The organism is Mycobacterium florentinum, assembly GCF_010730355.1.
Lineage (GTDB): Bacteria > Actinomycetota > Actinomycetes > Mycobacteriales > Mycobacteriaceae > Mycobacterium > Mycobacterium florentinum.
In genome coordinates this window covers 1,842,018-1,856,099 of the sequence record NZ_AP022576.1, presented here as the reverse complement: position 1 = coordinate 1,856,099, position 14,082 = coordinate 1,842,018, and the positions used below count along the sequence as shown (strand labels likewise).

Sequence of the window (14,082 nt, the reverse complement as noted above, 5' to 3'; positions counted from 1 at the left end):
GTGCCCCACATCGCGCCGTGGAGCGCAGGTGCGGGCAAGATGAACAGATGCGGATCGGAATTCTCACCGGCGGCGGCGACTGTCCGGGGCTTAACGCGGTAATCCGGGCGGTGGTGCGCACCTGCGACGCCCGGTACGGCTCATCGGTGGTCGGTTTCCAAGACGGCTGGCGCGGGTTGCTGGAGAACCGGCGCATCCAGCTGCAGAACGACGACCGCAACGACCGGCTGCTGGCCAAGGGCGGGACGGTGCTGGGCACCGCCCGCGTGCACCCCGATAAGCTGCGCGCCGGGCTGGACCAGATCAAGCAGACCCTCGACGACAACGGCATCGATGTGCTCATCCCGATCGGCGGCGAAGGCACGCTGACGGCCGCGAACTGGCTGTCGGAGGAGAACGTTCCCGTGGTCGGCGTGCCGAAGACGATCGACAACGACATCGACTGCACCGACGTGACTTTCGGTCACGACACCGCGCTGACCGTGGCCACCGACGCCATCGACCGCCTGCACAGCACCGCCGAGTCTCACCAGCGGGTGATGCTGGTGGAGGTGATGGGCCGCCACGCCGGCTGGATCGCGTTGAACGCCGGGCTGGCCTCCGGGGCGCACATGACGCTGATTCCCGAGCAGCCCTTCGATATCGAGGATGTGTGCCGGCTCGTCAAACGCCGCTTCCAGCGCGGGGATTCGCACTTCATCTGCGTGGTGGCCGAGGGAGCCAAGCCGATCCCTGGTTCGATCCCGTTGCGGGAGGGCGGGATTGACGAATTCGGCCACGAGAAATTCACCGGCATTGCCCAGCAGCTGGCCGTTGCGGTGGAGAAGCGGATCAACAAGGAAGTTCGCGTGACCGTGCTGGGCCATGTGCAGCGCGGCGGTATCCCGACCGCCTACGACCGCGTGCTGGCCACCCGGTTCGGGGTCAACGCCGCCGACGCCGCGCACGCCGGCGAATACGGCCAGATGGTGTCGTTGCAAGGGCAGGACATCGGCCGGGTCTCGCTGGCCGACGCGACGCGCCACCTCAAGCTGGTGCCCGAGGCCCGCCACGACGAGGCCGCCGCCTTCTTCGGCTGACATCCGGGCGGTGAACAAACCGCGCGGACGAGGCGTTGCACGGTTCATGACCGACAGTAAATGCGTGCGGCCGACGGCGGCGGCGCGCGTCGAGACGGTTCACCGGCTGGTCGGCGACACCTTCGTTCCGGTGGCGCTGTCGATCGGCGATGCCGACTCCTTCCGGGCAAAAGTGGAAACGTCCAATCTCGGCACGGTGCGGATGAACCGGCTGCACTTCAGTGGTGACATCGTGTTGCGCCGCACTCCCCGCCAGCTGTCGCGCGCGGCCCCGCAGCTCATCGAGCACCACGGTCCCGAGTATCTGAAGGTCGCCGTGCATGTCGCGGGTGGCTGCGTGATCAGTCAGGACGGCCGCCAGGCAAACCTGTCGCCGGGCGACTATGTGTTCTACGACACCACCCGACCGTTCGATTTCGCGGTGAGCGGGGATTTCCACATGTACAGCGCGATACTGCCGCGGCAATTGGTGCGGATCCCGCCGGCGCAACTGTCCCGGCTCACGGCTCGACGTTTCGACGGTCGGGTGGGAGCGGGCGCGCTGCTGGCTCCCTTCCTCGTCGAGCTCGGCCGCCAAACCATCAAAGAACCCCAGACCGCGAGCATCCGGTTGGCCGATGCGCTGTTCGACATGCTCGAGGCGTCGCTGTGCGAGCAGTTGGCGCGGGCGCGTCCGGAGGGGCGCAGTCGGGTCCAACCCGACTTGATGCTGCGGATATTCGGCTTCGTCGAACGAAACCTCGGCGATCCCGGGCTGGACGGGATGGCGATCGCGGCGGCGTTTCACCTCTCGCTTCGCCAGCTGCAGCGGCTGTTCGAAACCGACGGTCACACCGTCACCGAGTGGATCAGGAACCGCAGGATCGAGCACTGCCGCAAGGACCTCGCGAACGCCGAGTTGGTCGCGGTTCCGGTCGGTGTGATCGGTGCACGCTGGGGCCTGGTCAATGCCGCGCACTTCTCCCGGTTGTTCAAGGCCGCGCACGGCCTTTCGCCGCGGGAGTACCGCGCCTGGGCGTTGAGCTGAGCGCTGCGCGAGTCGGCAAGTTCTTGGCGCGCGCGGGCAAGACGCGCATCGGGGAGCGGCCGATAGTGGGCGGTGAGAGAGAAAACGCCACACGCGGGGGGGAAATGCGAGACACGGCAATCGAATTCAACGTGGACCGGACGCTGGCCACGCGTGTCGCGGCGAACCAGGGCAGGCTGACGGCCGCGCTGAAGCCGCGCTACGACTTCATCGTGTGCGGTTCGGGTTCGTCGGGCTCGGTTGTCGCGCGCAGGTTGGCCGAGAACCCCGATGCCGACGTGCTGCTGGTCGAGGCCGGCGGCGACGACAACGTCGCCGAAGTCGTCGCCCCCGGACAATGGCCCGCCAACCTCGGTTCCGAGCGTGACTGGGGCTTCGCCGGCGAACCGAACCCGCACATCAACGACCGCTCGATCGCCTACTCGATGGGCAAGGTGCTGGGCGGGAGCTCGAGCATCAACGTGATGGCGTGGATCCGGGCCCACCGCGACGATTGGGACCATTTCGCCGCCGAAGCCGGGGATACGGCATGGAACTACGAGTCCGTGCTCGGCATCTATCGAGACATCGAAGACTGGCAGGGCGACCCGGATCCTGCCTACCGCGGAAGCGGCGGGCCCGTTTTCGTCCAGCCGCCACCGGACCCCAACCCGCTGGCGCTGGCGACGCTCGATGCGGCGTCGGCCACCGGCACCAAGGTGTACCCGTCCGCCAACGGGCGGCTGATGGAGGCTACCGCAGGCGCGGCGCTCGGTGATGTCCGGATCCGAAATGGCCAGCGGGAGTCCGTGTTTCGCTCATATGTCTTCCCGTTGATGGACCGGCCCAACCTCACCGTCCTCACCCATGCGATCGTGCAGCGGGTCGTCGTCGAGGACGGCAAGGCGGTTGGCGTCGAAATTCGCCAGCACGGGGCGACCCACCGCGTCGATGCCGACGCCGAAGTCGTGCTGTCGCTGGGCGCGAACAACACGGCCAAGGTGCTGATGCTCTCCGGTATCGGAGATCAAGACGAGCTGGGCCGCTTCGGGATTCCGGTGCGCCAACACCTGCCCGGCGTCGGCCGCAACCTGCAAGACCACGTTGCCTTCGACTGCATCTGGGAGTACCGCGAGCCGCAACCACCGCGCAACAATGCGGCCGAAGTCGTCGTGCTGGGTCAGACGGAGGCGTACGGGCTCACCCATCCGGACGTCTTCGCCTGGCAGGTGGAGATGCCTTATGCCACCGACAAGACGGCGGCCCGGTTCGGCCTTCCCGAAACGGGATGGACCTTCCACGCCGCGATTGCCCATCCGAAGAGCCGGGGCCGGGTGCGGCTGGGCGGGCCCGGCCCGACGGATCCGCTCCGCATCGAGGACAACACGCTGGCCGATCCCGACGATGTGCGAAAGGCCGTCGCCTGCGTGCAGTGGTGCCGCGAGATCGCCAACAGCGCGCCGCTGCGCCCGTACGTGAAACGCGAAGTCATGCCGGGCAACCTGCGGGGAAAAGAACTGGAAGAGTTCGTCCGGGACGCGGCCACCACATTTTTCCACCAGGTCGGCACCGCCAAAATGGGCCGCGATGCGATGTCGGTTGTCGACGGCGATCTCAAGGTCTACGGAATCGAGAACCTCAGGGTGGCCGACGGCTCGATCATGCCGCAGATCACCATTACCAACACCATGGCGCCCTGTGTGGTCATCGGGGAACGCGCCGCGCGGATCCTCAAGAAAGCCCACCGGGTCTAACCCCCGCCGCGGCGCGCACCGTCTTCTGGTTTAGCTGGCGGGCCGAAACGGCTACCCCAGCGGCTATGAGTAACCGCGAAGGGGTTCGCGGCGTCAATTCCCTGCCCGCCGCTCCGGTGTATCCGGCGGGCCCACCGCGTTGGCGCACCGACGCCGACCCGACGGCACCCACGGTGCCCGAGCCGCGCAACCGTCCGTCCGGGCGCCCGACGCCCGCCCTGCTGATCCGGGCGCGGCGCGTCGCGCCGTTTCGCCGCGAACTCACGCTGGGCGGGACCGCCCTCGACGGCCTGGACCACCGGGACAACGCGAGGCCGAGCGGGCCCGGCTGGCGCGAGGTGCTCCGCCGGGTGACCGGCATCGACGTCGGCCCGGGCAAGGACGCCGTGTACGAACAGCAACTGCGGGAACGCATCGGTGCCGCCGTCGGCGGCGCGTTTCCGGTCGCGGTGCTGAACTTCAAGGGTGGCGTCGGCAAGACCGCGGTGGTCGAGGCGCTCGGATCGACGTTGGCGCAGGCGCGCGGCGACCGCGTCCTCGCCGTCGACATCGACGCCGGCGACCTGGCGCAGCGCCACGGTCGCCGCAACCCGCTGAGCCTGGCCGATCTGCTCGCCCGCGATTCGGTGACCCGGTATGCGCAGGTGCGGGCGCACACCCACATGAACAGCTTCGGCCTGGAGGTGCTCGGGCTGCCCGACTACGGCCGCACCGACTGGCGGCTGGAGCGCCAGGACATTGCCAAGGCATTCTCGATTCTGCGCAAACACTATTCGGTGGTGCTGGTGGATTGCGTCAAGGCGATCAACTCTCATGTGATGGACGCCGTTCTGCCCGAGGCGCGAGCCCTGGTGGTGGTCAGCGGGACCTCCATCGATGCGGTGCGCAAGACCAGGACAACACTGGAGTGGTTGTCGAACAACGGATATCGGCGCTTGATGCACTCGACGGTGCTTGCCTTGAACTACACCGAGCCGGCCAAGCTGGACGGCGTGGCCAGCAAGGAACTCGAGTCGTTGTCGGCTCGCGTCGCCGCCACCGTCGTGCTGCCATTCGATCGGCACATCCGCGAGGGCAAGGAACTCGGGCTTGACCGGCTGAGCAACCAGAGCCGCCGCGCCTATCTAGAGATGGCGGCCGCGGTGGGCGACATTGCCGCCGGCAGGCCCGTGGGGCGGGCTGCCCCGGCGTGAACCCCGCTCGTCGTGAGCGTGCGCCAATGTGCCCGGCCCTGCGGTTCGCCCGGCCACCATTAGGATCTTTTCCATGACTGTGACTTCCGCCGAGCTGCTGGATTACGACGACGTCATCGCTCGTTTCGATCCCGTGCTCGGGCTGGAGGTGCACGTCGAGCTGTCCACCGCGACCAAGATGTTCTGCGGCTGCTCCACCACCTTCGGCGCCGAACCCAACACCCAGGTGTGCCCGGTGTGCCTGGGGCTGCCCGGCTCGCTGCCCGTGCTCAACCAGGCGGCCGTGGAGTCGGCGATTCGCATCGGGCTGGCACTGAATTGCGAGATCGTGCCGTGGTGCCGGTTCGCCCGAAAGAACTACTTCTACCCGGACATGCCGAAGAACTACCAGATCTCGCAGTACGACGAGCCGATCGCCATCAACGGCTACCTCGAGGCGCCGCTGGAAGACGGCACCACCTGGCGGGTCGAGATCGAACGCGCGCACATGGAAGAGGACACCGGCAAGCTCACCCACCTGGGCAGCGAGACCGGACGCATCCACGGCGCGACGACGTCGCTGATCGACTACAACCGCGCCGGCGTGCCGCTGATCGAGATCGTCACCAAGCCCATCGAGGGAGCCGGGGCCCGCGCGCCGCAGATCGCCCGGGCTTACGTGACGGCATTGCGAGACTTGTTGCGTGCCTTGGAAGTATCCGACGTCCGGATGGACCAGGGGTCGATGCGTTGTGATTCCAATGTCTCGCTGAAGCCGACCGGTGCGACCGAGTTCGGCACCCGGACCGAGACCAAGAACGTCAACTCGCTGAAAAGCGTCGAGGTCGCGGTGCGCTACGAAATGCAGCGCCAGGCCGCCGTTCTGGTGTCCGGCGGCTCAATCACCCAGGAAACCCGGCACTTTCAGGAGGCCGGCGGCACCACCAGCGCGGGCCGCGCCAAGGAAACCGCGCAGGACTATCGGTATTTCCCCGAGCCCGACCTGGAACCCGTCGCGCCCAGCCGCGAACTGGTCGAGCAATTACGCCAGACGATCCCCGAGCTGCCCTGGTTGAGCCGCAAGCGGATTCAGGAAGAGTGGGGGGTATCCGACGAGGTGATGCGCGATCTCGTCAACGCCGGCGCGGTCGAGTTGGTCACCGCGACCATCAAGCACGGCGCGTCCAGCACCCAGGCGCGTTCCTGGTGGGGAAACTTCCTGGTGCAGAAGGCCAATGAGGCGAACATCGAGTTGGACGAGTTGGCCATCACGCCCGCCCAGGTCGCCGCGGTGATCGCACTGGTCGACGAGGGCAAGCTGTCCAACAAGCTGGCCCGCCAGGTTGTCGAGGGTGTGCTCGCCGGAGAGGGCGAACCCGAGCAGGTGATGACCGACCGCGGTCTGGCGCTGGTGCGCGACGACTCCGTCACCCAGGCCGCGGTCGACGAGGCCCTGGCCGCCAATCCCGATGTGGCGGAAAAGATTCGCGGCGGCAAAGTTCAAGCCGCCGGCGCGATCGTCGGCGCGGTCATGAAGGCCACCCGCGGTCAGGCTGACGCGGCCCGGGTGCGTGAGCTGGTACTGGCCGCCTGCGGACAGGCCTAGCGCTTGGAAGCGCGAGCGTAACGCCAGGGACAATAATCGGCCCAATTTCCGCCGTACCGTGACGCTCGCGAGCGGGAGGTGCCCCAGCTCGCGGAAAAAAACTAAGCCTTGTCGTCGTTGTTGCGCGGGAAGCCGCCGCCCTGCGGGAACAGCGGGAACACCACGTCGTCAAGCTTCTCGGCGTCGCCGGCGGTCTTGTTGATCGTGGCGCCCCAAACGTTTCCGTCCGGCGACATGCGCAAGGCCCATGCGTGGGCGTGGGTGTCCTTGCGGACGACGTCGGGTTCACCGGTGACCGCGCCCGTGTTCGGCGCAAGCCTTACCGCCACCGTCATTTTGGTGTTGACCAGGTTGACCATGATGGTCCCGTCCATCGCCGCGCATCCGGCCACGCCCGGCTTGTCCGGCCAGGTCCACACCGTGGAGACCTCCGAGGCTTTGGTGATGCGCTGCAACCGGTCCGCGGTCGGGGTGCGGTCGGCCACATACAGCGAGCCGTCGACCGGATCGACGCACAATCCGCCGCCCGATCCGACGCCGGACAGCGCGGTCGTCGGCGGCGCCTGACCGACCGTCGTCGGCTGCTCGATGCGCAGCACCTTGCCGGCCAACGATTTCGGATCGGCCGCCATCGCCGGGTTACCGGCGTCGCCGGTCAGTACCAGCAACGTGGTCGGGCTGGTGAACAGCAGCGCTCCGGTGTTCCCGGTGGCGCCCTTGGGAATCCCGGTCAGGATGTCCTTGGGGATATCGCCGTCGGCGATGCGGATGACCCGGTTATCGGTGGGCGTGCTGACGTAGGCGTACATCAGCCGGTCTTGGGAGTAGGTCGGCGACAGCACGATATCCATCAACCCGCCGTCCCCGGACCCGTCGACCGGGATGACCAGTTTCACCTTGGGCTCGGCGCTGACGGAGATCTCCTTGACCGCGCCGGTGGTGCGCTCGGCGACCAAAGCGGTTTTGCTGTCGGGCCCCATGATCAGGCCGCTGGTGCTCTCCAGGCAGCCCTGCATCACCCCGGGGGCGGGGCAGGCTTTGGGAAACGGCGTGGGCGGCAACGGCGGCGGCGGGGGAGGCGTCGAGCTGGGCTGGGGCTTGAGTTCGGGGGCGGTGGTGAAGGGCGCGGAGGCGGCGTCGTTGAACCGCGCGCAGCCCGTCGCGACCAGCATGGCCGCGCACAGCGCAGCGAGCCCGCACCGAACCGGCCACCCCAAACGCATGATCGACAGGCTACGGATAGGGCGGGCACCGGCGCCACAGGCGTGCCTGTCGGGGCGTCCGGACGCCGATCGCGGCGGCGTTGGCGGGCGGCCCGTTTTCAGCGCGCGTTCACCATTTCGGAACCCTGCGATGCACATTTGAGGCCAATCCGCGCCCATTTCGCGGTACGGGCGTCAATAACCCGGCGAAAGCGCCGCTCAAATCCCCAATTCAGGCCTGAATGCCCTTACCCTGACACCCGTGACCGGTCAATCGAATGACGCACCTTGGCAGCGGCCCGGCGAAGTTCCGGAGCCGGCCCCGGGACGCCCCGCCACAGCGCGCTTGGTCGACCCCGAAGATGACCTGACCCCCGTCGGGTATCCGGGCGACTTCGGAACTACCTCCGTCATCCCGTACCAAGACCCGAATCAGGTCGCCAGCCCCGCCGGGCCGTCGTACAACGTCCTCGACCAGCAGGAGCCGCTGCCTTACGTGCAGCCGCAGCCGGCGCCGCGGCACCTGGCGGCCGAACCCGCCGAGATCGACCCGAGCGAGGACTACGAACGGCAACGCGCGATCGGGCGGCGCGGCACCCAGAATCTCGGTTTGCTGGTGTTGCGGGTCGGCCTCGGGGTGGTGCTCGGCGCGCACGGCCTGCAGAAGCTTTTCGGCTGGTGGGGCGGTCAGGGGTTGGGCGCCTTCAAGAACTCGCTGTCCGACGCCGGCTACCAGCACGCCGACATCCTGTCCTACGTCAGCGCGGGCGGGGAGATCGCCGCGGGCGCGCTGCTGGTGCTGGGGCTGTTCACCCCGGTGGCCGCGGCGGGCGCGCTGGCGTTCCTGATCAACGAGCTGCTGGTCAGCATCTCGGCGCGGCCGCACACCTTCTCGTACTTCCTGCCCCAGGGGCACGAGTACCAGATCACACTGATCCTGCTCGCCGTGGCGATCATCCTGGCCGGACCCGGCCGCTATGGCCTGGACGCCAACAGGAGATGGGCACACCGGCCGTTCATCGGGTCGTTCGTCGCCCTGCTCGCCGGTATCGCCGCCGGTATCGCCGTGTGGGTGCTGCTCAACGGCGTCAATCCGATCGCCTGAATCGCCTTTTCAGGCGGTCATCGGTAGGGATTGGGCACTCGCCCGGAACTGGCCGCCGTCAGCTGCGGCAGTGTCGCGAAAGTGACCGCCGGCAAGCGCAGTTCCGCTCCGCTCTTGAGCTTGGCTCGTGCCCACGAACTCCGGTGGAAGCGCAGCCCTTCGATGTCGTCCCAGCCGACCGTCTGGCTGTCGAGCAGGTTTCGCACCGTCACACCGTCGCCGTCGGCCACGGTGCGCAGCCGGATGATCAATGCGGACAACAGCACCGGGATCAGCAGCAGCGGGGTCGAGAGCGGCCACGCCAGCACCGGGATCAGCAGCCCGAGGGTCAGAAATCCCACGGCGAGGTGGGCCATCGGTGAGATTTTGATCACTATGCGCGCGGGTGTCGGGGCGGTAGAACCAGAAGCCACCCGAGCATCATTTCACCCCGGCCTGCGTCGCCGATTTCGCGCCGCCGCCGATGACCGCCCGGGTGGCCATGATTGGTCCGGCCCGCACCGGATTTGACGGTTGAGCAGTGCGAAGGCTACCGTCGAACGCTATGGATACCACCGGACAGCCCGGGATGCTCGTAGTAATTAGTCGGCGCGTTGGTGCGTGACTAATTCCTTCAGTATGTGAAGCGATCCGGCACCAACGCGCAACCCTCGATCAGCGAGAGCTGACGGGGGTTTTTTCTTGCGTATCAACGAAACTTCCACAGCCAAATCAGGACTAAGAGGACAATCACCACAGTGAGCGCACCCACCAGGTCACAGACACCCGAGTCGCAAAACAGCGACGACTGGGCGCCGGGCGCCGCGGAAACCTCCGCAAAAGTTCCGGCCAAGCAAGCGAAACATGTTGCACCGCAACAACTTACCGGCGCCCAGTCGGTAATCCGGTCGTTGGAGGAACTCGACGTCGAGATCATCTTCGGGATCCCCGGCGGCGCGGTGCTGCCGGTCTATGACCCGCTATTCGACTCGAAAAAGCTGCGGCACGTGCTGGTTCGGCACGAGCAGGGCGCGGGTCACGCGGCAAGCGGCTATGCGCACGCGACCGGCAAGGTCGGCGTCATGATGGCCACGTCGGGCCCCGGCGCCACCAATCTGGTGACCCCCCTGGCGGATGCGCAGATGGACTCGATTCCCGTGGTCGCCGTCACCGGACAGGTCGGGCGGTCGCTGATCGGGACCGATGCCTTCCAGGAGGCCGACATCTCGGGCATCACAATGCCGATCACCAAGCACAACTTCCTGGTGCGCTCCGGTGACGAGATTCCGCGGGTCATGGCCGAGGCCTTCCACATCGCCTCTTCGGGACGTCCCGGTGCGGTGCTCGTCGACATCCCCAAGGACGTGTTGCAGGGTCAGTGCACCTTCGCCTGGCCGCCGAAGATGGACTTGCCCGGTTACAGGCCGAACCTCAAGCCGCACAGCCGGCAGATCCGTGAGGCCGCCAAGCTGATCGCGCGGGCGCGCAAACCGGTGCTGTATGTCGGTGGCGGCGTCATCCGTGGCGAGGCGACCGAGCAATTGCGGGATTTGGCTGAGCTGACCGGGATCCCGGTGGTCACCACGCTGATGGCGCGGGGCGCCTTCCCGGACAGCCACCGGCAGAACCTGGGCATGCCGGGCATGCACGGCACGGTTGCCGCGGTGGCCGCGCTGCAGCGCAGTGACCTGCTGATCGCGCTGGGCACCCGCTTCGACGACCGGGTGACCGGAAAGCTCGATTCCTTTGCGCCCGAAGCGAAGGTCATCCACGCCGATATCGACCCGGCCGAGATCGGCAAGAACCGGGTCGCCGACGTGCCGATCGTCGGCGACGTCAAAGCCGTGATCACCGACCTCATCGCGATGCTGCGCCAGTACGAGACTCCGGGCAAGATCGAGATGACGGCCTGGTGGAAATATCTGGACGAGGTGCAGTCCACGTACCCGCTGAGCTACGGCCCGCAGAGCGACGGCAGCCTGAGCCCGGAGTACGTGATCGAGCAGCTCGGCAAGATCGCCGGGCCCGACGCCATCTATGTCGCCGGGGTGGGTCAGCACCAGATGTGGGCGGCCCAGTTCATCTCCTACGAGAAGCCGCGCACCTGGCTCAATTCCGGCGGGCTGGGCACCATGGGGTTCGCCATCCCGGCGGCCATGGGCGCCAAGGTCGCTCGCCCCGAGGCCGAGGTCTGGGCGATCGACGGCGATGGCTGCTTCCAGATGACCAACCAGGAGTTGGCCACCTGCGCGATCGAGGGCGTCCCGATCAAGGTGGCGCTGATCAACAACGGCAACCTGGGCATGGTGCGGCAGTGGCAGAGCCTGTTCTACGAGGAACGCTACTCGCAGACCGACCTGGCCACGCACTCACACCGCATCCCGGACTTCGTGAAGCTGGCCGAGGCGTTGGGTTGTGTCGGAATCCGTTGCGAGCGTGAAGAAGACGTCATCGACGCGATCAACCAGGCGCGCGCGATCAACGACCGGCCCGTCGTGGTCGACTTCATCGTCGGCGCCGACGCACAGGTGTGGCCGATGGTGGCCGCCGGGACAAGCAACGACGAGATCCAGCACGCCCGCGGAATTCGCCCGCTGTTCGACGACGAAACCGAGGGGCACGCCTGATGTACGCCAGGACGCACACGCTTTCGGTGTTGGTCGAAGACAAGCCGGGTGTGCTCGCGCGCGTCGCGGCGCTGTTCTCGCGGCGAGGTTTCAACATCGAGTCGCTGGCTGTGGGTGCCACCGAGCAGAAGGACATGTCGCGGATGACCATCGTGGTTTCCGCCGAGGAGACTCCGCTCGAACAGGTCACCAAGCAGCTCAACAAGCTGATCAATGTCATCAAAATTGTCGAGCAGGACGAGGACAACTCGGTGGCTCGCGAGTTGGCGCTGATCAAGGTGCGGGCCGATTCAGGTACCCGTGCTCAGGTAATCGAAGCGGCAAACCTGTTCCGCGCCAAGGTAGTCGACGTATCGCTGGATTCGCTGACCGTCGAGGCGACCGGTACCCGCGGCAAGCTCGAGGCGCTGCTGCGAGTGCTGGAACCGTTCGGTATCCGCGAGATCGTCCAATCGGGAGTGGTGTCGCTGTCCCGCGGGCCGCGTGGAATCGGCACCGCCAAATAAGCGATACATATTCCAAAAGTTCAACCAGAAAGAGAGATTCACCGTGCCAGAGGCATTAGAGATGTTCTACGACGACGACGCAGACCTGTCGATCATCCAGGGTCGCAAGGTCGGCGTGATCGGATACGGCAGTCAGGGGCACGCGCATTCGCTGAGCCTTCGCGACTCCGGTGTGCAGGTGAAGGTCGGCCTCAAGGAGGGCTCGAAGTCGCGGCCCAAGGTCTCCGAGCAGGGGCTCGAGGTCGACACCCCGGCCGAGGTCGCCAAGTGGGCCGACGTGATCATGCTGCTGGCACCCGACACCGCCCAGGCCGAGATCTTCGCCAACGACATCGAACCGAACCTGAAGGACGGCGACGCGCTGTTTTTCGGCCACGGTCTCAACATTCACTTCGACCTGATCAAGCCGCCGGGCAACGTCACGATCGCGATGGTCGCCCCGAAGGGGCCCGGCCACCTGGTCCGTCGTCAGTTCGTCGACGGCAAGGGGGTCCCTGCGCTGATCGCCGTCGATCAGGACCCGACCGGCAAGGGCGAGGCGCTGGCGCTGTCCTACGCCAAGGCCATCGGCGGCACCCGGGCCGGCGTCATCAAGACCACGTTCAAGGACGAGACCGAGACCGACCTGTTCGGTGAGCAGGCCGTGTTGTGCGGTGGCACAGAGGAATTGGTGAAGACCGGTTTCGACGTGATGGTCGAGGCGGGCTACCCGCCGGAGATGGCGTACTTCGAGGTGCTGCACGAGCTCAAGCTGATCGTCGACCTGATGTACGAGGGCGGCATCGCCCGGATGAACTACTCGGTGTCCGACACCGCGGAGTTCGGCGGCTACCTGTCCGGCCCGCGTGTCATCGACGCCGGCACCAAGGAGCGGATGCGAGAGATTTTGCGCGACATCCAGAATGGCGACTTCACCAAGAAGCTCGTCGCCAACGTCGAGGGCGGCAACAAGCAGCTCGAGCAGTTGCGCAAGGAGAACGCCGAGCACCCCATCGAGGTCACCGGCAAGAAGCTGCGCGACCTGATGAGCTGGGTGGACCGCCCGATCACCGAGACGGCATAACTACTTTCGTCGAGATCGACGTTAGTGCGGCAATTTTCGGCGTGTCGTCGCGCTAACGTCGATTTCGGCGATAACCACGGCGCGCCAGCGCCTCAGCAACCCGGTCGACGATGTGACGCGGGCGATGCTCGGCGACGACGCGAATCACCACCCAGCCAAGGTCTTCCATCGCCTCGATCCGGTTGATGTCCCTGACGAACTGGCGTCGGTCGGTCCGGTGTTGATCGCCGTCGTATTCCACGGCGACCAAGTAGTCCTCCCAACCCATGTCGAGCAGGCCCATGAGTTGCCAGCCACGATGCACCGGTATCTGTGTGGTCGGCTTCGGCAATCCGGCGTCGAGCAACAGCAGACGCAGCCAGCTTTCCTTCGGTGATGCTGCGCCGCCATCGATCAACGGGAGTACAGCATTGAGCCGTCGCATGCCACGAGCGCCCCGGTGTCTCTTAGCGAGCAATAAGACGTCCTCCACGGAGAATGGGGTGGCACGCACGAGTGCATCAAGTCGCGCCAACGCCTCACCTCGCGGCAGGTGACGGCCGAGATCGAAGGCGGTGCGCGCGGGCGTGGTCACCGGGAGCGTGATCGAGTGACGCGTGACCTGCGTGACCTCGTCGGCGCGCAGGGTCTCGTTGCGAACGATCAGTCCGTGTTGTGGCCGCGCGCTTTTCGCGACCAGCTCGACGGGCGTCTTCGCATCGACCCACTGGGCACCGTGCAGCGCCGACGCTGCCACACCCGCTACCACCGCTCGTTTACGCGACCACAGCCAGGCGCCGACGATGTAGTCGTCAATCGTCGGGTCGCACCACGTCGGCATATAGACGCCACGGAAGATCGGCCGGTTCCGACTCCTCAGCCGGTGCGCGGTGAGCGCGGCGGCCGCGACCGCTTCGCTGCCAACGAACACTTCCGTCATGCGTCGATCGTGGGCGAGGCCACCGACAGGTGCGCCGAAATCGACGCCAGCGCGACGAAGTACG

General features: G+C 66.6%; 12 protein-coding genes. 9 read left to right on the top strand and 3 right to left on the bottom strand.

Features of this window, described 5'->3' with window-relative positions:
- Nucleotides 1–47 precede the first annotated feature (47 nt).
- From G6N55_RS08590 to gatB, 5 genes are all read left to right on the top strand, one after another.
- Nucleotides 48–1,079 (top strand): ATP-dependent 6-phosphofructokinase, encoded by a 1,032-nt coding sequence (locus tag G6N55_RS08590; RefSeq protein WP_085226202.1) that lies wholly within the window; start codon nucleotides 48–50, stop codon nucleotides 1,077–1,079.
- 46 nt (nucleotides 1,080–1,125) lie between these two features.
- The gene (locus G6N55_RS08585) at nucleotides 1,126–2,106 is read left to right on the top strand and encodes an AraC-like ligand-binding domain-containing protein (protein ID WP_139827059.1); all 981 of its coding nucleotides are present in this window, start codon (nucleotides 1,126–1,128) and stop codon (nucleotides 2,104–2,106) included.
- 176 nt (nucleotides 2,107–2,282) lie between these two features.
- Nucleotides 2,283–3,839: a GMC family oxidoreductase gene (locus G6N55_RS08580; RefSeq protein ID WP_428838901.1), complete on the top strand. Its 1,557-nt coding sequence runs from the start codon at nucleotides 2,283–2,285 to the stop codon at nucleotides 3,837–3,839.
- Nucleotides 3,840–3,904: 65 nt separating this feature from the next.
- A complete protein-coding gene (locus tag G6N55_RS08575; RefSeq protein WP_085226208.1) occupies nucleotides 3,905–5,032 on the top strand; it encodes a MinD/ParA family ATP-binding protein in 1,128 nt (375 codons plus the stop codon).
- 73 nt (nucleotides 5,033–5,105) lie between these two features.
- Nucleotides 5,106–6,617: an Asp-tRNA(Asn)/Glu-tRNA(Gln) amidotransferase subunit GatB gene (gene gatB / locus G6N55_RS08570; RefSeq protein WP_085226210.1), complete on the top strand. Its 1,512-nt coding sequence runs from the start codon at nucleotides 5,106–5,108 to the stop codon at nucleotides 6,615–6,617.
- Between the two features lie 101 nt (nucleotides 6,618–6,718).
- Here gatB and G6N55_RS08565 read toward each other — a convergent pair whose 3' ends face one another.
- The gene (locus tag G6N55_RS08565) at nucleotides 6,719–7,840 is read right to left on the bottom strand and encodes a PQQ-dependent sugar dehydrogenase (protein WP_085226211.1); all 1,122 of its coding nucleotides are present in this window, start codon (nucleotides 7,838–7,840) and stop codon (nucleotides 6,719–6,721) included.
- Between the two features lie 241 nt (nucleotides 7,841–8,081).
- Here G6N55_RS08565 and G6N55_RS08560 point away from each other — a divergent pair, with 241 nt between their 5' ends.
- The gene (locus tag G6N55_RS08560; RefSeq protein WP_085226213.1) at nucleotides 8,082–8,924 is read left to right on the top strand and encodes a DoxX family protein; all 843 of its coding nucleotides are present in this window, start codon (nucleotides 8,082–8,084) and stop codon (nucleotides 8,922–8,924) included.
- 17 nt (nucleotides 8,925–8,941) lie between these two features.
- Here the strand turns inward: G6N55_RS08560 and G6N55_RS08555 are convergent, their stop codons facing one another.
- Nucleotides 8,942–9,280 carry a PH domain-containing protein gene (locus G6N55_RS08555; protein ID WP_085227071.1) on the bottom strand — a complete coding sequence of 113 codons (339 nt, stop codon included), beginning with the start codon at nucleotides 9,278–9,280 and terminating at the stop codon, nucleotides 8,942–8,944.
- A 381-nt stretch (nucleotides 9,281–9,661) separates the two neighbouring features.
- Between G6N55_RS08555 and G6N55_RS08550 the strand changes: the two genes are divergently transcribed.
- From G6N55_RS08550 to ilvC, 3 genes are all read left to right on the top strand, one after another.
- Complete coding sequence (locus tag G6N55_RS08550; protein WP_085226215.1) at nucleotides 9,662–11,530, top strand: acetolactate synthase large subunit; 1,869 nt, start codon at nucleotides 9,662–9,664, stop codon at nucleotides 11,528–11,530.
- Nucleotides 11,530–12,036, top strand: a complete 507-nt coding sequence (gene ilvN, locus G6N55_RS08545; protein ID WP_085226216.1) for an acetolactate synthase small subunit — start codon at nucleotides 11,530–11,532, stop codon at nucleotides 12,034–12,036. The genes G6N55_RS08550 and ilvN overlap by 1 nt, the downstream gene beginning before the upstream one ends.
- 61 nt (nucleotides 12,037–12,097) lie before the next feature.
- Nucleotides 12,098–13,099, top strand: coding sequence for a ketol-acid reductoisomerase (gene ilvC / locus G6N55_RS08540; RefSeq protein ID WP_085226217.1), 1,002 nt, complete (start codon nucleotides 12,098–12,100; stop codon nucleotides 13,097–13,099).
- Nucleotides 13,100–13,151: 52 nt separating this feature from the next.
- On the opposite strand, the gene G6N55_RS08535 is transcribed toward ilvC, so the two are convergent.
- Nucleotides 13,152–14,018, bottom strand: coding sequence for a hypothetical protein (locus tag G6N55_RS08535; protein ID WP_085226218.1), 867 nt, complete (start codon nucleotides 14,016–14,018; stop codon nucleotides 13,152–13,154).
- Between the last annotated feature and the right edge of the window lie 64 nt (nucleotides 14,019–14,082).